The organism is Bartonella sp. AU55XJBT, assembly GCF_028618525.1.
In genome coordinates this window covers 140035-159621 of record NZ_JAQITC010000005.1, presented here as the reverse complement: position 1 = coordinate 159621, position 19587 = coordinate 140035, and the positions used below count along the sequence as shown (strand labels likewise).

Below are 19587 nucleotides of genomic sequence, written 5' to 3'. Positions count from 1 at the left end.
ATTGTTTTGTTTTACGCCCTTTAACATAATGAGCCTCACCATATAGCTTCAACTTCTCACTCATAAAACTGCTCAAACCTATCCCTAATTTACCCGCGTTGCCTGATAAATCGCTCGTAAATGCATGGCGTTCATTAATTAACGTCTGATTGTCATTTTTATTCTCACGCAACCATGCTGCTGTAATATATGCCTGTGAGGAAGAAGCCATGCCAGAGCCAAATTCATACCCTAAAGATAACCCAATCTCACTGCGCAATGAAGTAAAGGGACGGATATCACCTACCATGCCATTCGATAACTTGATTTCTTTGCCCTCAACTTGCAACCATGTAAATTGTCCATAAGGCTGCAACCAACTGTTCTTGGACGTCTGAAGTCGATAACCCGCTTCAAAGGAGGACCCCACAACCCACTGCTTATAACTTCCTTCAATCCCTAAACCATTCGTGGAAACCGCCTTCAGCGTATTTTGATAATGATTATATTTTAAAAGAGCATCCAGATACCATCCACTATGATCCACATACGTGACATAAGCCCCAATGCCATAACTATTGATACCGCTGGTACCTCCCCGAGCATGCGCAACGCGTGCATGGTCATAACTGCCAAAACCACCTATATAAAACTCTCCATTTTCCCACTCGCTTAAGCCATTGATCCCTAAAACGATCCCTGTCTGATCGAGCTTAAAATCTATATGCTCTGTCGCAATACTCTCTTTTGATTTAATCGCATAGCTCCATAAAGCCGTATTCTTTTTACTTTTATCTAGAATTCCTCTTCCCGCACGCACGCTTTGCATTTCATTGTGAAACACCATCGCTGGAGCTACAGACATAGACAATACTGCATCTGTAGAAGGCGTGGTTAAAAAGTCAGAACCTGAAAGCTTCTCACTCAATTGTGGAGAAGGCTGCTTCTGATTGCTTGGACGCAAAGTCATCTGATCAGCTAAAGATTGAGAAGATCCTGCAACAGCAGACTGTTGTTTGTCACCAGAAAGAGAATATGGAGGTGCTGGAGGCAACACAACACGAGTCTGATTTTCTTGAGAGGAAGATACCGAAACACTAGAGACATTTTGCGCTTCGCTTAAATGACGTGGCGGACGTTTCTTAGGTTGCTGTTTTCTAGGAGGGTTCTGAGAACCAGTATTTCCTTTTCTAGAAGAAGAACCTTGATCAGACTGTGTACCCGCATCAGCAGACAATGCAAGAGGAATCTTTGCTTTCTTATTCACACACTCTACTTCAGAACTAGAACCTTCCGTATCTCCAGAAGCTCTACTTAAATACCAAATTGTAGCACTACCACTAGAATCAGCACATCTTGTTCTCTTCTCCAAGCGATACTGATAAGTTCCAGAATCAAAAGTTGTAATTTTCCTCCCCGAAAGATCCTCCAGAGTAAAGTTAGCTCCTCCATCTGGTCCTCTATCGGTAATTAATGGATGCTCAGTAACAAAACTACTCCTTTGTGAGAGAAGACTTGTAATTTCACGACCAGAATCGGCAACGCTTATTTTGTGATTCCCTGCGCCCTCACCAATTGACAAATAATCACTCGCATCCCATGTAGCACTAATATTAAATCGAAAATGTAAGCTTCCTGAAAGTTTCTCAACATGAAGTGAAATATGTTGTGGATCATACGGAATAGAAGTAAAAATAACAGTTCCATCTTGTCCCCCTAAATCTTCAATTTTAATCTGAGGTTTTTCTCCTATTTTCCGTTCACCAACCTCAAATATTGGTTCATCAGGTTTTCCTTCTAGAGGAATGTTTTTCTTGGTAATATGATTTGTCCTACCGCCAGCAAACAAATAAAGTTCTCCGTGATCATTGACCCTTACAGCCCCAACAACATCTTTTGCGCCAACATGTATCCAAGACCTAGCATAATCCGTAATTGTTAAAGTATTCACAATCCCTTTAGGATAGACAACTTGAACAGCTTGATCCTTCAAAGTAGTTTTCACAGCTTCTCCAAGTGCTAAGACGTGCTGTCGTCCATTATCAGAAACTTCTGTAGCCGTTGCTCTCCCCCCTTCCTTTCTTTGCCCCGCATAAAGATTTTGTTCTCCGTTATTTCCTACTTTCGTATACCAAGTCTCTCCCCCATCATACACATTCTGCTGCCCTATTGCTCCATCTCCACCCGTAACTGTGGAATTATATGCACTACTTCGTCTAGGCTTGCGTGTAAGATCAATATTTGGCTCTTCATGAACAAACTGCTGACCTCCCAAAATTTCGGCGTTTATTGCAATTCCTGCACGTGTAACTATTTGCATCCCTCCTTTTTTGATAGTGGACCCCACGGAAGTTTTTCCATTATCAACAAGCTCTACATCACCATATTTAATCGTGATATTATTTTTGAAAAAACGAGCAATTATTTCTAAATTTTTTCGTTCCTCTTCTTCATTTCTCACATGGGTTACTCTTATTTGCCCTCTATTCCCACTCTCTACTGCACTTGCAGATTGCGCAAGACAACTACTGATCATCAATACTGAAAAACTTAACTTGTATTTATACCGCATTATCCACACTCCACTCTTCAATTATTTAGACAAATATCCCGCGGCTACGCAGGTAGCTCATTTTAGATTGTATCATAATGTGTTTTATTTATGTCTAAATACAATTTTTTAGTGTATTTTTTAATTTAAACAATTTTTAGTTGTGTTCATATAAACCACTAAAAAACGCTAACTGAAGACAGAAAAACTGAATAAAATTCAAATTGTTTATTTGAATTCAAGGAATAATTTGCATATTTAAAGTTATGGATGAAAAAAATGTTCATGCCCTTTAATGGGATCACTGCCCTCCACGTAAAAGAGAACGCCATTGGGGTGCTTATGTGCTTGTTTGAAAGAAACATCTCTTCTTACATATGCGCAAGCCTATATTTTTCCTGACGTCAACAATGAATAGCATAATTGCTAAAAATCCATTGAACACCACTATCTTTACGCTTATGGCGAAGCAAGCCGGCTCCATCACATACTTTACCAGCTCTAAAATGTTGCGATCGTCCTTAGTACTTGAAGTGGTTCATCAGAAGCATTTTGAATGCTTTCGTGTACAATTCTACTCTACACGGCTCTCCTCCCTTGTGACGTGCAAGTAAATGGTTTTGATTGATCAAAATGGAGCAAATTTAAAATGAAAGAATCTTACAATATTCAAGACTCTCATTCAACATACGAAATAATGAACCCTCTTTATGAATTAATACCTTACCTTAAAAGAGAGTATAAAGGCATCCTTACTGTTTGAAAAGATCTCTATACTCTCAAAAAGACGTAGTGAAGCGTTATCTGTTTAAGGTTGTAAAGTTAATCAGCCGCATGTAAAGGTCTATTTAGAAACTATAGCGTAATCCTAAAATACCTTGAAGAGCATTTTTAATCTTATGCCCTTTTAGATAATATGCTTCCGCATAAAGTGTTAGGTTATCATTGACCGAACTGTTTAAACCAATTCCTAATTTGCCCGCACTACCCGATAAGTCTGTGATAAATTTATGCTGGTTATTAATTGTCGTATGATTATTATTTATATTCTCACGCAACCAAGCTGCCATTATATAAGCTGTTAATGAAGTTTCTGAATTCACAAAGAATTCATGTCCTGCCGTCAATCCAACTTCACTACGGAATGAAACTAATGGACTTAGATCACCGACCATTCCATTGGAAAGTTTTATTTTTTTGCCTTCAACCTGTAGACCTGTTAGCTTAATATAAGGCTGCATCCAAGTATTTTGCGCTGGTTCAAAATAACAACCAATCTCAAATGATCCACCGATTGCCCACTGATTGTAATGACTTTGAATCGCTAAGCCATTTGTTGAGATGGCTTTCAAATTATCTTTATAATAATTATATTTCAAAACACCATCCATATACCATCCGCGACGATCAAAATAAGTGGCGTAAGTTCCAATGCTATAAGAGTTCAAATCGCTGTCACCCCCTCGTGCGTGAGAAACACGTGCTTGATCATAACTAGCAAAACCACCAATATATAACTCTCCATGCCTTAATTCATTCAACTGATCAGCACCAAAGACTAAACCTGTCTGCCCAAGCCTAAAGTGTGTATGGCCTGTCGCAATACGTTCTCTGCTCTTAATCCCATAAGTCCATAGCTCGATATCTTTCCTATTTCTGTTCCAAATTTTTCTACCATTCCGTACAATTTGCAACTCATTGTTAAAAATAAGTCCAGGGACTACTGATGAAGTTAACACTGCATCTGTAGAAGGTGTCGTTGATGTTCCACCAGGAACGAACGGGTTTGTAGGATCTGGGATAGAGGTGTCTGGTCCACTGAGGCGATCTGCAGATAAAAACCAAACTTTCCCATTTTCATCCTTTCTTTCTTTCAAACCATACATATAAGTTCCACCATCGATGGCGTTAATGTTTTCACCCTTAAGATCTGTCAGCGTAAAATGTGCTCCACCACTTTGATCCGTAATTAAATCACGTTTATTTGAAAAAGGATCTGTGATTTCAACGCCAGAATCAGCAACACTTATCGTATGATTCCCAGCGCCTTTCTCAACCAAGAGATAATCACCACGGTTTTGGGCAATTGTGGTATTGAATGCGAAATGTAAACTTCCTGAAAGATTATTTACATGAAGTTGAGAATAATAGGGATCAGAACCCGTAAATGCAAAAATAACACTTCCCTCACCACTTAATTTTTGTATCAAAGAGTTTTTTCCATCAGACTCATCTGTGAGTGAATACAGTTTTGTCTCTTTTCCATTTAAAATAATATCTTCCACTGTGGTGCGATGTTGATCATTCCCAGCATAAAGATGAAGCTGCCCAGAATGATTTACCTGTGTCTTGCCTTCTAATGTTGCTCCAGCATGCACCCATGATTTTGTTTCATCATTCATTGTTAGATTTTTTACAGATCCATCCGTATATATTTCCTGAGTAGCGCTCTCATTTAAAGTGACTCCAACAGCATGACCGCCTTTTAAGATACGCTGTTTACCACCAGCAAAAACTTCTGTATCAAATGCAAAACCACCATTTTTTGCATCTTCAGACTTTTTTCCAACCTCTTGGATGCCCCCTCGCATAACTTTTGTATTCCAAACTTTACCCCCGTCATATACTTTTTGTTGACCTAATATTTCCTCTTGACCGTAAATGACTGTATGAGAAGCGCTACTCCCTTTAATCTCTCCTCCAACATCCCCCTCCCCGAAAACAAGCTGCTCCCCACCATAAATTTTAGTCTCCTCTACTTTTCCTCCATTTCCAACACTTTGCCGTCCGCCTTCTTTAACGATAGCATTTTTCGAAAAGCCTTGTTTTCCCTTTAAAGCCTGAACATTCTCAATTCCACCATGTTCAATTTTACTATTCTCACTGAGACCTCCTGCATACACATAAAGCTCCGCACCATTCTTTACCGTATTATCGATAGACCGCCCTGGACTATCAATTTCACCATCATTTGAAATGTATGCTTTACCTTCATGATCAAGGATATAATTTTCAAGAAGTGCCCCATTTTTAATGAAGATAAGCTCAGGTTTTTTAAGAAACGCAGTATTTTGTGCTCGCGCATTATCTCCAATATTATCACGATGATTGCTATCAAGCTCCTGCTGGCTCGCAAATATTCTAGCACCCTTAACAAGAGTAAAATTGCTAGGCTTTTTTAAAAAACCTAATTCATTGTGTCTTCTTACAATGAAATCATTCGATGCTCCAAGGATGCATCTTCCTGTTTTCATATCTTCATTATATTGATCGTGAAATACTTGATCATTTGCATAACTTGAAGATTGACAAAAAAGCGGTATCCCCCCCTCATTTGCGGCAGCTGCCTGTACAAAACAGCTGCTCAACAAGAGTACCCAAAAATTGCGTTTCCATTTATATTGTATAGCCATATCCTCCCCCCCTCTTTACGCCTGCATAGACACCAAACGTAACTAGCTCTACAAAATATATTTTCAACCTTAGATTGTAATAATTCTTCTGAGTAGCCTCATCACTTCACTCAAAGAACTGCTCTTTACCATTTCTTCAATGCATTTTTGACCAAAAATATAAGGCAACTCCTACATTTCTTCAAAGTTTTTTTATCAAAGAAAAAAGTAACACATCATAAACTATAATATAAAAGAGAGTGTACAATCTGTCATGAAAAGCAAGTCTGCATGCTCTGAAAAATTATTTACATTTTATTAAAAACTTTCAAAAACAATTATACATTTAAAGATAATTATACTCTTATAATTAGAAACTATAGCGTAGCCCTAAAATGCCCTGAAGAAATTGTTTTGTTTTACGCCCTTTAACATAATGAGCCTCACCATATAGCTTCAACTTCTCACTCATAAAACTGCTCAAACCTATCCCTAATTTACCCGCGTTGCCTGATAAATCGCTCGTAAATGCATGGCGTTCATTAATTAACGTCTGATTGTCATTTTTATTCTCACGCAACCATGCTGCTGTAATATATGCCTGTGAGGAAGAAGCCATGCCAGAGCCAAATTCATACCCTAAAGATAACCCAATCTCACTGCGCAATGAAGTAAAGGGACGGATATCACCTACCATGCCATTCGATAACTTGATTTCTTTGCCCTCAACTTGCAACCATGTAAATTGTCCATAAGGCTGCAACCAACTGTTCTTGGACGTCTGAAGTCGATAACCCGCTTCAAAGGAGGACCCCACAACCCACTGCTTATAACTTCCTTCAATCCCTAAACCATTCGTGGAAACCGCCTTCAGCGTATTTTGATAATGATTATATTTTAAAAGAGCATCCAGATACCATCCACTATGATCCACATACGTGACATAAGCCCCAATGCCATAACTATTGATACCGCTGGTACCTCCCCGAGCATGCGCAACGCGTGCATGGTCATAACTGCCAAAACCACCTATATAAAACTCTCCATTTTCCCACTCGCTTAAGCCATTGATCCCTAAAACGATCCCTGTCTGATCGAGCTTAAAATCTATATGCTCTGTCGCAATACTCTCTTTTGATTTAATCGCATAGCTCCATAAAGCCGTATTCTTTTTACTTTTATCTAGAATTCCTCTTCCCGCACGCACGCTTTGCATTTCATTGTGAAACACCATCGCTGGAGCTACAGACATAGACAATACTGCATCTGTAGAAGGCGTGGTTAAAAAGTCAGAACCTGAAAGCTTCTCACTCAATTGTGGAGAAGGCTGCTTCTGATTGCTTGGACGCAAAGTCATCTGATCAGCTAAAGATTGAGAAGATCCTGCAACAGCAGACTGTTGTTTGTCACCAGAAAGAGAATATGGAGGTGCTCCTTTAATCATTTGACTTCCCAGATTTGAAACAATTGAAAAAACAGAAGCTGGAGATTTTTGACTCACGTTTTGGCGGTTTTCTCTTCGACGAGGTAATTTAATCGCATGCTCTTGTGTATTTGTAAGCGTTGAAAGAGAAAAAACTGGTTGATTTTGACTTAAATGCCGCGCAGATCTGCTTCTCCTGCGTTGCCCTCTTGGCGCACTATCCATGTAAACTGCAGATAAATACCAAACTTTTTTCTCTTCATTCTCAATATTTTTGTGTTTTAAGCCATAGGTATAAGTTCCACCATCAACCATTCCAATTTTTGCACCAGAAAAACTTTGTAGAGTAAAAGAAGCGCCTCCACTTTGATCCAAAATTAAATCAAGTTCTGTTGAAGAAGGATCAACAATTTCAATACCAGAATCAACCACACTTATTGTGTGAAAACCACTCCCATTCTCAATAAAAAGGTAATCACCTTTTCCTTCTGCAAGACTGACATTAAAATCGAAATGGAGACTCCCCGAAAGGTCATCAACATAAAGCTTTGAGTAATACAAATCATCTTCAGAAGAAGTAAAAATGACTTTTCCTACACCGCTTAACTGCTGAATGTGTGTACTCTTGTCATCAAATTCACGAGCAATGGAGTATAATTGAGCTTCTTCTCCATTTAGATTGATATTTTCTGCTTTAGTTTGCTGACTATCATCTCCAGCATCAAGATGGAGTCCGCCAAAATCCTGAACCGTTATTTCTCCTCCTAATATCGCACCAGTAAAAACCCATGAATTGGCATTAGCTTCAATTGTTAGATCCTTCACAATTCCACCCGCATAAACTTCTTGAGCACCACCAGTGCGTAAAATTACTGTATTCGCTTCACCTCCTGATAAAACACGCTGCATACCCTCTGAAAAGACTTCTGTATTTATAGCTAAACCACCGGCTTTTTCTGCAAAGTTATCATCATCTGGAAACCATTTAGCAAGAGTTTGTATTCCTCCACTCATCACTTTTGTTCTCACAACCATTCCATCATCATACACATTCTGCTGTCCGGGTATGTCCCCTTGACCGTAAATTGTCGTATCATAAGCACTGCTCCCAACAATGCCACCATTCATGTATCCATCTCCCCAAATCAGCTGATCACCCCCGTAGATTGTAGTCTGCAATGCTGTTCCTCCTCCTTCTACCTTTTGTTGCCCGCCCTCGTAAATAATCGTAGACTCTGAAATTCCCTGTTCCCCTATAATCTCAGAACCACCATTTTCAATTGTTGTATTCTTAACAAAACCACCAGCCTCAACATAAAGTCTTCCAGATCCCTCAACTGTAGCGTTAATGGATTGCTTAAGAGTACCTTGCTCTCCATCATCAGAGATATAAACTACCCTGTCATCATCAAGCAAAAAGCTTTGTAAAATGCCTCCCCCCTCACGAATACTGAAATTAATGACATCAGAATATGGATCAAAATTAATATTAATATCTTGTGACGGCGTCATATTTTCTTCTTTTTCAGGAAGCTTATCTATAGACGGCTCCGTATGAGGTGTGTGGATTACAGAAGTAGGAGTTGTTTCCAACGGCGCTAAATACCAAATTTTTCCACCATTATGATCTTTCGTCTTTAGATCATACAGGTAGGCGCCGCCATCAATTGTACTCGTCTTTTCACCAGAAAAATCTGTCAGAGTAAAATGCGCATTTCCGCTTTGTTGATGAATTAAATCAAGTTCTAAAACTAAGTTCTGGTTTTGTAGAGAAGAATTGGCAATTTCAATACCAGAATCAATCACGCTTATGGTGTGATGTCCTTCCCCCTTTTTGATAAGGAGAGAATCACCGCGCTGCTCCTCAAAATTGGTATTCAATCTAAAATGTAAACTCCCTGAAAGATTCCCGACCTCAAGTTTAGAGTAATGTGGATTAAATACCGTAGAAGTAAAAATAACACGACCATCACCACTTAAGTTCTCGATTAAAGAACTTTCGCCATCCATCTTAGAAGCAATCGCGTACAATTTTGTATCTCTACCATTTAAAACAATTTTTTCGACTTCAGTACGAGATTGCTTAGCACCAGCATAAAGATAAATACGTCCAGAATCATGAATCACGGTGCTTCCTTCTAATGTTGCACCAGAATGTAACCACGATTGTGCTTGGTTCTTAATGATTAAATCTTTTACATAGCCCCCTAAATCTATTTTCTGAAAAGCACTCCCTTGTAAAAGAACACCAACGGCTATTCCCCCCGCCAAAACGTGTTGCTCTCCACCAGAAAAGACCTCTGTATTAGATGCAAAACTGCTATAATTGTCTAGATCCCCTTCTACATAAAGATTTTGTACCCCTCCTTCCATGATCTTTGTACGAAAAACCTCTCCATCATCATACACATTCTGATATCCTCGCACCCCATTTTCACCAGAAATGACGGTGTCATAGGCGCTGCTCCTTACCATCTCCCCTTGGATATTAGATTTTCCTGAAACAAACTGTTCACCACCATAAATTTTAGCCCCTTCTGCTTTTCCCCCCTCTTCAACCTTTTGTCTCCCCCCTTTATGAACAGCACTATCCTGAGAAAGACCCTGTGTTTTAATAAGCTCAGTCCCCCCTCTTTGAATTGTCGTATACAAGCTAAAACCACCGCTATAAACGGAAAGCGTTCCACCCTCTTTAACTGTATTACTAATTGAAGTTTCTCCATTGCTCTCAACTTTTTCACCGCTACTATCAAAGCTAGGATCCGTAATCGTGACAATCATTCCCTTTTCAATTGTGCGTTCTGTGAGATCGCGCGATAATGAAGCCATAGCAGATGGTTGCAAGCTAAAATCAGAAAATAAAGAATTTGTCTCATCAAGAGCATAATTCGCATCTAAATACCAAATTTTACCGGTGTTTTTATCGTTTCTATGTTTCAAACGATACCTATAGGTTCCAGCATCAATCGTTTCGATTTTTTCACCAAAAGTGTTTGTCAGAATAAAATGAGCATCTCCACTGTGATCAGAAATTAATTTAAGCTTTTTGTGAGAAGAATTTGTAATTTCACGCCCAGAATCGATAACGCTTATTGTGTGGGAACCAGAGCTCCTTTCTTTAATGACAAGATAATCACTAAGGTGCTTGGCAAAGCCTACATTAAAATCGAAATGGAAAGAACCTGAAAGCTCCCCGATATTAAGCTCAGAGTAATGCTTATGTGCCCCTAAAGACGTAAAAATAACGCTCCCATTTCCTTTTAAATTCTGGATATTAACCTGAGGTTTTTTGCTGTTATCTTCAGAAGCAATAATATAGAGTTTGGTATCTTCTCCATTTAAATTAAGAGTTTCTACTTCTGTAACAGCTTCACCATTCCCAGCATAAAGATAAAGGCTGCCAAAATCATGAACATTTGTAACCTTATCTAATATCGCCCCCGCAAAAACCCATGACTTTGCTTGATGATTAATTGTTAAAGTATCCGCGTATCCAGCATCATATATCTTCTGAGTAGCTCTATCGTATAAAGTAACTTCACTCGCATTCCCTCCCGCATAGATATTCTGCATCCCATTTTTAAAAAGTTCGGTACTCAGTGCAAAAGCCCCTTCATTGATTGTAAAATCTTCATCTTCTGTATCGACTGTATCAGCATCTTCTGAGAAGCCTTTATTAAAATTCCCTTGACCATCAATATTCTGGACGCCTCCTTTCATAATCTTTGTATCAACAGCCATCGCCCCACTATAGACACTTTGTATTCCTAGCATTCCATCTGCTGCATAAATTTCAGTGCTATAAGCACTACTTTCCTTGTCTTTACGCGACAAACCATCTCCAAGGCCCCCCTTACCAAAAATAATCTGCTCACCACCATGAATTTTAGTCCCTTCAGCATTTGCACCACTTTCAACAATTTGTTGTCCCCCTTTTTTAACAAAAGCATATTCTGAACTGCTCAAGCTTTGGACAAACTCAATCCCACCATGCTCAATGATCGTATCCCTACTCACACTTGCTGCATCAATGTAGAGTTTTCCACCCTCTTGAACCGTATTATTGATGGAGTAGGCAGCATCTTCATAGCTAAAGCTATTTATTTCAGAATCTTCAGAGATACGGTTGGTAATATAAATAGTAGCACCATCGCTTATAATTGAATTTGTGAGAACTTCAAAGAATAGGTTTTCTAATCCCTTCCTTTCTTCTTCTGAAGATTTACTTCCTTCTATTGTCTTTTCATGCACTATCATTTTTGCCCCCTCTTTTTTTTCTTTTAACCCTCTCACTTTTGATAACAATTTTCTTGTCTCTTCTAGCTGTTCATTGATACCTACTGGTGTTAATAGCTTTTCTTTTAGTGTCGCTACTCCATCTGCACTCGCAATCTTGACAAAAAAACTACTGGTCATTAACGCACAAAAACTTAATTTCAATTTGCGTTGCATTATTCACACTCCATAATTCCAAATTTAAATCCCCCCCATTTAGAAAAAAGTGCATAGACCAAAACAACATTCTGTAATGACTTAACCGCATATTTTTTTAAGATAATAAAGCATTCGATGATTAAGCTCTGACAGATCAAATACACACTATGTGTTTTTAAATGTATGCACAACTAAAAGATTTAATTTTTACTTATGCAACTAAAAAGTGTTATAATTATATTCATAAAAAAAATTTTAATATTTTTGAGACACTAAAACACTGATCTACGAATAAGATTGATCCCTCAATGATAAAAATGGCCTTAAACTTTAAAGGAAATAGCACTATGAATGAGAGCGGTCTTTATGGCCACATATTTCCATCTTTTACAGCATTTAAAACAGTTTCTTTATTCTATTCAATTTTGATAATCTAAAAAACACTTATTGATGTTCATCAGTCTATCATCATTGTTCTAATATATTAAGAAACCTCATAATATCGACTCGACACTGATTTGAAATTTTTATAATTATAGTCGATTAATTCATATTTGATTTGTCATATACTGAAAGGGACATTCTATTCATGTCTATAAACTTAGAAATGCAAGGTACAAGCAACAGAAATTCCCCTCGTCGTATTTTGTTTGCAAGCCTTATTGGCCCAACAATTGAATTCTTTGATTTCTATGTCTTTGCCACTGCCGCAGCTCTTATATTTCCTCATGTGTTTTTTCCAACACAAAATGATCAGATTGCCATTTTACAATCTTTTCTGATCTTTGGAGCAGCCTTTTTTGCTCGGCCCTTTGGATCAATTGTCTTTGGACATTTTGGAGATAAAATTGGAAGAAAAGCAACACTCATTGCCTCTCTTCTCACAATGGGACTCTCAACAGTCATTATTGGTTTTCTTCCCACGTATGAAACCGCTGGGTGGTTTGCTCCCTTCCTCTTAACCTTGTGCCGTATTGGACAAGGAATGGGATTAGGAGGAGAATGGGGAGGAGCTGTTTTGCTCGCAACAGAAAATGCCCCTCCAGAAAAGCGAGGCTGGTATGCAATGTTTCCCCAATTGGGCGTTCCTATCGGTTTGTTTTTATCCATTGCTGTTTATTTAGGTTTATTATACTTCCTTAATCATGAAGCACTTGTCGCTTGGGGATGGCGCATCCCTTTCATTGCTTCAATTGTTTTTATGATTATAGGATTATGGGTCCGTCTTTCAATCAATGAAACTGTTCAATTCAAAAAAAATCTTGAAAGTAAAGAACGTGTCAAAGTTCCTATCATCGATGTCTTTTTAAAATATCCACGGATCTTATTTCTTGGAATATTTTCTGGTATGGGAACATTTGTTTTGTTTTACTTGGTTACTGCATATTTGTTAAGCTATTCAACAAATCATTTGCAATTGTCATATTATCAAGCTCTTCAAGTTGAAATTGTCGGTGCTATTTTCTGTGGAATTTTTACGATCATTACTGGAAGACTTGCTGATCGTATTAGGCGGAGAACTTTGATGATTTGTGTTACAATCATCACCGGTATCTATTCTTTCGCAATTCCTTATTTCTTAAATTCTGGAGTTATAGGAGTCCTTGCAATGTCTGTCATTGGTTTGTCTATCATGGGAATGATATACAGTCCTCTTGGTGCTGTTTTGGCTTCACCATACCCGACAGCCATTCGATACACAGGCTCTTCTATTACTTTCAACTTATCTGGTATCGTAGGAGCCTCTCTTGCACCTTATATTGCAGAATATTTAGTGCAACATTTTGATACGTCTTATATCGGCTATTATTTGCTTCTTGCTTCTTTTATCTCATTGATTTGCTTCGTCGGATTTACAGATGATGAAATATCCAACTAAAATGTAATAAAGAAGGATAAAATAAGGACTGGCAGAAAAAATGCTGCCAGTCTCATTTTTAAAGACATGGGTTGTGGTATACTCCACCACAATATTCCCGCAAACAAGGCACACAAAAAGAAAAATAAAAAATCCGCAATATTGCTCATATCAGCAACAGCAAACATTCCTGATAGGATATGCGTTGTCCCTAACCACGAAACGCAAAAAAAAGCCAACATCACAGCCCATAAAACAAGCAAAATTCGATCAATAATCATCATCATGCCGTTTCATTTTTTTAATTATAGGCCATATCTTTAGCATACCTAAAAGAAAAATCACGACAAAGACCCAACGCCCTCCTCCTGATCCTTCCGCAATAAAAAGTGCTGGATTTACAATTCCCACCAATCCTGTAAAAATCATAAAAAAAGAGACGAGACGCATTAAACCTGTTTTTCCCAACAGCGATCTTCAGTCTGTTGCCAATACGTTAAATTATGATTTTCCATTTTATATTTTTTCCACTGTGCTCGAGCAAGATTCAACTGCTCATCATTTTTACCATCAAATAACACAACAAGCCGTTGATAAGCATCAATATCCGAACAAACAGCTCCCTCTATGAGAAAACGAAGCTTTGAATCATTCGGATTTTCTTGTCCTGTCGTCAGAAATACAGGCTGAAGATTTGAATATTGATCACACTCCGTTCCATGCCCAATAAATGATTCATCAGCATAAATCCATAAATGCATATCTATAGAATCACGCTGTTCTTTACTCACACATTGTATTGTTACCTTACCAAAACGAGCCAATGCTCGCTCCACAAGCGTTGGCAAAATATCTTTCAGCGTTGACTGCGTCAAATGATAGAATAAAATATCCAACCTGTTAGGTCCTCATCATTCTTTATAAAAAGCTAATATTTTTTTAGAGAAACTTCTACATCCCTTATATAAAAGGAAACCGTTCAAAATATAAACCTCTTTTTCGATTGAGATGCATCATCTTTTTACCCGTGGTTTTAAAAGACTCTTTTAAAGATGATTTTTTTTATTTTCAACGTTAATAAAAAAAATTCAGTTATTCTCTAGATTCTTTGTAGACTATCACGGAAAATAAAATATAATGTGTGAAAAAATTAAAGGGAATTTAACGAGCAATTTTATATTATTTTTTTGCTAAAAATGTCCAATCTCTGAAAGGGTGTTTTTTAATTTTATTACATTTTAACCGAAAGCGGTAAAAGTATTTGCTATCGAATTAAAGACTGAGGGTGTTTCCCAATTTATGTGTATTATTGAGTTCTACATCCTGAAACGTGTCTTTGTTTTGTTTAGTTCTGTCATGATTGCAGCGGTGGGCGTTAGTTGGACCGTGCAAATTCTTGCGCGGATAAACTTTCTCACAACAAGTAAACAAACACTCCTTACAGTCTTGCAATTTTCACTCTCATTGGTTCCTTCTGTTATTTTTCTTGTCATTCCATTTGCATTAGTGATCGCAGTTACAACTATCCTTTCAGCAATGAATCAAGACTCAGAACTTGCTGTCATCAATGCCTCTGGTTTTCCTAAAAGTACTGTTTGGAAACCTATTCTCCTTCTTGCTATTATTGCATCATGCATCTCTTTCTCTATCGCTAATTTTATTGTTCCTCAAGCGCGCCTTCATATGCGACAAATGCTAGCAAGTGCTCATTTTGATCTTATTAATCTGTTCATTAGTGAAGGAAGCTTTCAAAAACTTACCAATAACCTTTACATAGAAATTGGGGAACGAAATCCAAATGGAACACTTGAACGCCTTTTTATTGCCGACCAGCGTGACCCTAAAATGGATCTTTTTTATTATGCAACAAAAGCCTCCATTATAAACAATCAAAACGGTCGTTTTTTAATCCTCAATAACGGTGAAATAGAAAGGGTCAACCATCAAAATAACAGCGTTTCAATCGTTCAATTTAGCGCATATACCTTTAGCCTAGGAGAGTTTATTCCTAGTGATAAAAAACCTACTCTTTATCCAAAAGATCGGTCTCTTTCTTATTTACAAAACCCTGACCCAAAAGATCCCTACTATCAACGAAAACCACTCCAATATAAAGCTGAGTTTCACCGCCGACTAACGCAATGGCTCTATCCAATCGTTTTTTCACTTATTGCATTAGCAGCGGCAGGGAATGTACGCTCTCATCGACAAGCACGCCATTTAGCAAATTTCTCGGCGATTGCTCTTTCTTTTCTGGTCTATTGGATAGGATATTTTTTCGCCGAAAAAGCAAAAAACGATCTTGCATATATTCCTCTCCTCTATATTACGCCTATAGGAACAAGTATATTCGTCTTTTTTATGCTTTTAACGAATCATAAAATTGGACTCCCTGCAAAATTTAACGAGATATTTCAAATCATTTTTCAAAAAGTAGTGAACAAATTTGAACATCGAAAATCTCAAGATTCTCCGGATGAAATATCATGATTGGATGGACACTTGGACGCTATTTTTTTACACGTTACCTTAAAATAACGTGTTATTTTTGGGGGAGTATTTTGGTCCTCGCTCTTTTAATCGATTTTACAGAAAATTCTGGGAGGCTACCTTCCCTTCCACATTACACAGCAAAAGATGCATTTCTCCTCTCTGTTTTACGTATCCCTTTTATTATGCAACAACTTATCCCTTTTATTGCACTCTTTTCTGCAATGGCAACCCTTATTTCGCTTAACAAAAAGCTTGAACTTGTGGTTACCCGCTCAATCGGTGTTTCTGCATGGCAATTTCTTATGCCTGCTTGTTTGGGAGCTTTTCTTTTAGGATTATTTTCAATTTTTCTCATTAATCCACTTGCTGCATGGGGATTTTCTCAAGCAGAAAAAATGATGACTGAATGGCGCAATAATAATGTCCTAACATCTCTTCATAATACGCGTATCCACTGGTTAACACAGCGTACAGATTTAGGCAGAACAACCATTGGTGCTAAATTTATTACTGATCAAGGACTTTCTCTTCTCGATGCAACCTTTGTACAATACAAAGACGACGCAACCGTCAAAAATTGGATTAACACCCCAAAAGCAACCTTGACTAATGGCGCTTGGTTCTTAACAAATGGCACAATCTATAAAATAGGGCATCCTCCTGAAAATTTTACCGAGTTGAAAATAAAAACCAATCTAAAACCTGAATTTTTAACGGAACGTTTAGTGAATCCCGCAACTATTCCATTTTACCAACTGCCAAAAAAAATTATGATTGCACGTTCATTTGGTTATTCTGCTAATAATTTTGATATGTATTTACAATCTTTGATTGCCTTACCGGCATTGCTTGTGGCTATGACTCTCATCGCAGCAACTGTATCTTTAAATTTTACGCGTTTTGGGCAATCTAGAACGTTGATTCTTGGTGGCGTAATTGCTGGATTTATGCTTTACATTATTTCTGTACTCGTTCAGGCTTTTGGTAATGCTGGATATATTCCACCAATTATTGCCGCTTGGACACCTGTTGTTATTGCATTATTCTTGGGAATCTCTTTTTTACTTCATAAAGAGGATGGCTAAGTGGAAGCATTAACGCGTAAGAAAATTATTTTAACAAAATTAAGTGCTCTCGCTTTTAGAAGTGTTATGGTGGTTATTTTTGGGGGGGCGTTGCCTTATTGTGTACACGCTCAAAGCCTTACGTCTCCCGCTCAAAATCGCCTTCAAAACTCGGAGCGTCCTCTTTTGCTCTCTGCGGATGAACTCATCTATAATCGTGATGAAAACACTGTTTCTGCACAAGGAAATGTCCAAGTTGAATATGATGGCAATAAAGTTGTCGCTCAAAAAATCATTTACAACCAAAAAACAGGACGGCTTATTGCACAAGGAAACGTTGAAATTATTCAAAAAGATGGGAATAAAATTTACTCTAATCAAATTGATATGACTAAAGATCTTGGCGAGGGGTTTGTGAATGCTTTGCGTATTGATACAGCCAACAATGTGCACTTTTCCGCTCAAAATGCTACACGCCAAAACAATCAAGTAACAATCTTTGAAAATGCAACCTATACAGCCTGTGAACCTTGCTCTTATAAACCAGATAGAGAGGTCCTGTGGAAAATTAAAGCCAGAAAGATTATATGGAATAATAGCGTTAAAAAAATTCGGTTTGAAAATAGCAGTTTTGAAGTTCTTGGTGTACCAATTATAAAATTTCCAAATTTTGAACTCTATGATCCAACTGTCAGGCGTGCTAGTGGTCTGCTTACACCTCATTTTTTCTATACTGATTATCTTGGTATGGGGATAAAGAATTCTTATTTCTGGAATCTCGCTCCCCATTATGACTTTACCCTTTCTTCTACGGTTTATACTCAACAAGGGCTTTTAACCGAAGGGGAATGGCGTCAACGTTTTAAAATGGGCCGTTATAACATTCGCTTTGCTCATATCTATCAAATGAAACCGCATAGATTTGACAATGATACGATTGATGCACAGCATAAAAACCGTTATATGCTGGCGACAAAGGGGGACTTTCGTATTAATTCACACTGGACTTATGGATGGGATATTCTTGCACAATCCGATCGGCATTTTAGTCGTGCCTATAAGCTTGAAAACTATAGCGATCCTACACAACTTTCTCAGATCTATCTGAATGGTCTTGCAGGAAAAAACTATTTTGACATGCGTTTTTATCATTTTAAAATTCAAGATTCGATATTGAATGATTCTCATTATGAACGTCACTCTCAGCAAGCATGGGTTCTACCACGCATCGATTATTCTTTTACACCAGATGAGCCCATTTATAATGGAGAGCTTACCTTCCATAGCAATATACAATCAATTTACCGACGTCATGCCGACTTCACTTCACCCGACTGGAACAAAAATCCTCTCAACATAGTAAGACTTTCCGGTATGGCTGGAAATAGTTTGCGTTTAACAAATGAGCTTCAGTGGAAAAAGCGCTTTAACACGCACAATGGCCTCATATTAACCCCCCTTCTCTCTCTACGGGCCGATATTCTTACAATCAATGGACAAGAAAATCATGCTGCTTCTGGAGAAAACAATGCCTTATCCACAATTCGTGGCTCAAAAATTCGTGGCATGGCAACAGCAGGATTAGAAGCACGCTATCCCTTCCTTATTACAGCTGCTCATTCTACACATATTATAGAACCAACCGCACAAATTTTTATACGCAATAACGAACAATATATCGGACAACTTCCTAATGAAGATGCACAAAGCTTTGTTTTTGATGCAACCACTCTCTTTCAACGAGATAAATTTTCTGGTTATGATCGTGTAGAAGGTGGGACAAGAGCCAATATAGGTTTAAGATATTCTGGAAGCTTTAATAACAATTGGTCTCTTTATGGTCTTATTGGACAATCCTTTCATCTGGCGGGGAAGAATTCTTTTGCAGAAAAGGACCTTATTAATGTCGGTACTCATTCTAGCTTAGAGGCAAAACGTTCAGACTATGTTGCAATGTTTGGTGCAACCCATACGAACGGTTTTTCCTTAGAAACACGCGAAAGCTTTGACAAAAAAACAGGCAAAATCCGTCGTAGTGAAATTGAAGCATCACAAAGGTGGAAAAATTTTTGGGCCTCTGTGCAATATGCTTATATCGCAAGCCAACCAAATTACGAATATCCACAAGAGCGCCAAGAAATTTCTTTTCAAACAGGCTTAAAACTAGCGGACTATTGGTCCATTAATAGCAACGCCGGTTATGATCTCGTATCTGGCACATTTATAAAACGAGGAATTAGCTTGAATTATGCCGATGAATGTTTCGGGGTCACATTCGGTTATCAACAGGTAATGAATCCGGGAAGAAAAACACCTTTGCAGAACTTTAATTTCTCTCTTTCATTGCGTACAATCGCAGATATCGGAAAAAAGATAGATTCAAATTTATAAAG

Annotated in this window: 10 protein-coding genes; 4 read left to right on the top strand and 6 right to left on the bottom strand. The window is 38.0% G+C overall.

Going from position 1 to position 19587, the window contains the following annotated elements:
- From bafA (PVV70_RS04150) to bafA (PVV70_RS04140), 3 genes are all read right to left on the bottom strand, one after another.
- Window positions 1–2551 (bottom strand): BafA family autotransporter (gene bafA, locus PVV70_RS04150; protein WP_273758027.1); only part of this gene is annotated, 2551 nt, incomplete at its 3' end.
- Between the two features lie 827 nt (window positions 2552–3378).
- Entirely contained in the window at window positions 3379–5943 is a 2565-nt protein-coding gene (bafA, locus tag PVV70_RS04145) for a BafA family autotransporter (protein ID WP_273758026.1), read from the bottom strand.
- Window positions 5944–6292: 349 nt separating this feature from the next.
- On the bottom strand, window positions 6293–11797 hold the full coding sequence (gene bafA, locus PVV70_RS04140) for a BafA family autotransporter (RefSeq protein ID WP_273758025.1): 5505 nt from the start codon (window positions 11795–11797) through the stop codon (window positions 6293–6295).
- A 571-nt stretch (window positions 11798–12368) separates the two neighbouring features.
- Between bafA (PVV70_RS04140) and PVV70_RS04135 the strand changes: the two genes are divergently transcribed.
- A complete protein-coding gene (locus PVV70_RS04135) occupies window positions 12369–13658 on the top strand; it encodes an MFS transporter (protein ID WP_273758024.1) in 1290 nt (429 codons plus the stop codon).
- Here PVV70_RS04135 and PVV70_RS04130 read toward each other — a convergent pair.
- Genes PVV70_RS04130 through PVV70_RS04120 form a run of 3 tightly spaced genes read right to left on the bottom strand, consistent with a single transcriptional unit; the run spans window position 13655 to window position 14533 of the window.
- Complete coding sequence (locus tag PVV70_RS04130) at window positions 13655–13918, bottom strand: hypothetical protein (RefSeq protein WP_273758038.1); 264 nt, start codon at window positions 13916–13918, stop codon at window positions 13655–13657. The two genes, PVV70_RS04135 and PVV70_RS04130, sit on opposite strands and share 4 nt — an antisense overlap.
- Window positions 13908–14087 carry a hypothetical protein gene (locus tag PVV70_RS04125; protein WP_273758023.1) on the bottom strand — a complete coding sequence of 60 codons (180 nt, stop codon included), beginning with the start codon at window positions 14085–14087 and terminating at the stop codon, window positions 13908–13910. The genes PVV70_RS04130 and PVV70_RS04125 overlap by 11 nt, the downstream gene beginning before the upstream one ends.
- Window positions 14087–14533, bottom strand: a complete 447-nt coding sequence (locus PVV70_RS04120) for a DNA polymerase III subunit chi (protein WP_273758022.1) — start codon at window positions 14531–14533, stop codon at window positions 14087–14089. The genes PVV70_RS04125 and PVV70_RS04120 overlap by 1 nt, the downstream gene beginning before the upstream one ends.
- A 403-nt stretch (window positions 14534–14936) precedes the next feature.
- Between PVV70_RS04120 and lptF the strand changes: the two genes are divergently transcribed.
- The 3 genes from lptF to PVV70_RS04105 are packed head-to-tail and all read left to right on the top strand — an operon-like array spanning window position 14937 to window position 19585.
- A complete protein-coding gene (lptF, locus tag PVV70_RS04115) occupies window positions 14937–16127 on the top strand; it encodes an LPS export ABC transporter permease LptF (RefSeq protein WP_273758021.1) in 1191 nt (396 codons plus the stop codon).
- A complete protein-coding gene (gene lptG, locus PVV70_RS04110) occupies window positions 16124–17215 on the top strand; it encodes an LPS export ABC transporter permease LptG (RefSeq protein ID WP_273758020.1) in 1092 nt (363 codons plus the stop codon). Before lptF ends, lptG begins: the two co-directional genes overlap by 4 nt.
- Complete coding sequence (locus PVV70_RS04105; protein WP_273758019.1) at window positions 17216–19585, top strand: LPS-assembly protein LptD; 2370 nt, start codon at window positions 17216–17218, stop codon at window positions 19583–19585. It abuts the gene before it with no gap.
- Window positions 19586–19587: the final 2 nt, after the last annotated feature.

Bases quoted from the DNA above. Each gene is read 5' to 3' on its own strand.
- bafA (WP_273758026.1), bottom strand. From the start codon at position 5,943: ATGGCTATACAATATAAATGGAAACGCAATTTTTGGGTACTCTTGTTG.
- bafA (WP_273758025.1), bottom strand. From the start codon at position 11,797: ATGCAACGCAAATTGAAATTAAGTTTTTGTGCGTTAATGACCAGTAGT.
- PVV70_RS04135 (WP_273758024.1), top strand. From the start codon at position 12,369: ATGTCTATAAACTTAGAAATGCAAGGTACAAGCAACAGAAATTCCCCT.
- PVV70_RS04130 (WP_273758038.1), bottom strand. From the start codon at position 13,918: ATGATTATTGATCGAATTTTGCTTGTTTTATGGGCTGTGATGTTGGCT.
- PVV70_RS04125 (WP_273758023.1), bottom strand. From the start codon at position 14,087: ATGCGTCTCGTCTCTTTTTTTATGATTTTTACAGGATTGGTGGGAATT.
- lptF (WP_273758021.1), top strand. From the start codon at position 14,937: ATGTGTATTATTGAGTTCTACATCCTGAAACGTGTCTTTGTTTTGTTT.
- lptG (WP_273758020.1), top strand. From the start codon at position 16,124: ATGATTGGATGGACACTTGGACGCTATTTTTTTACACGTTACCTTAAA.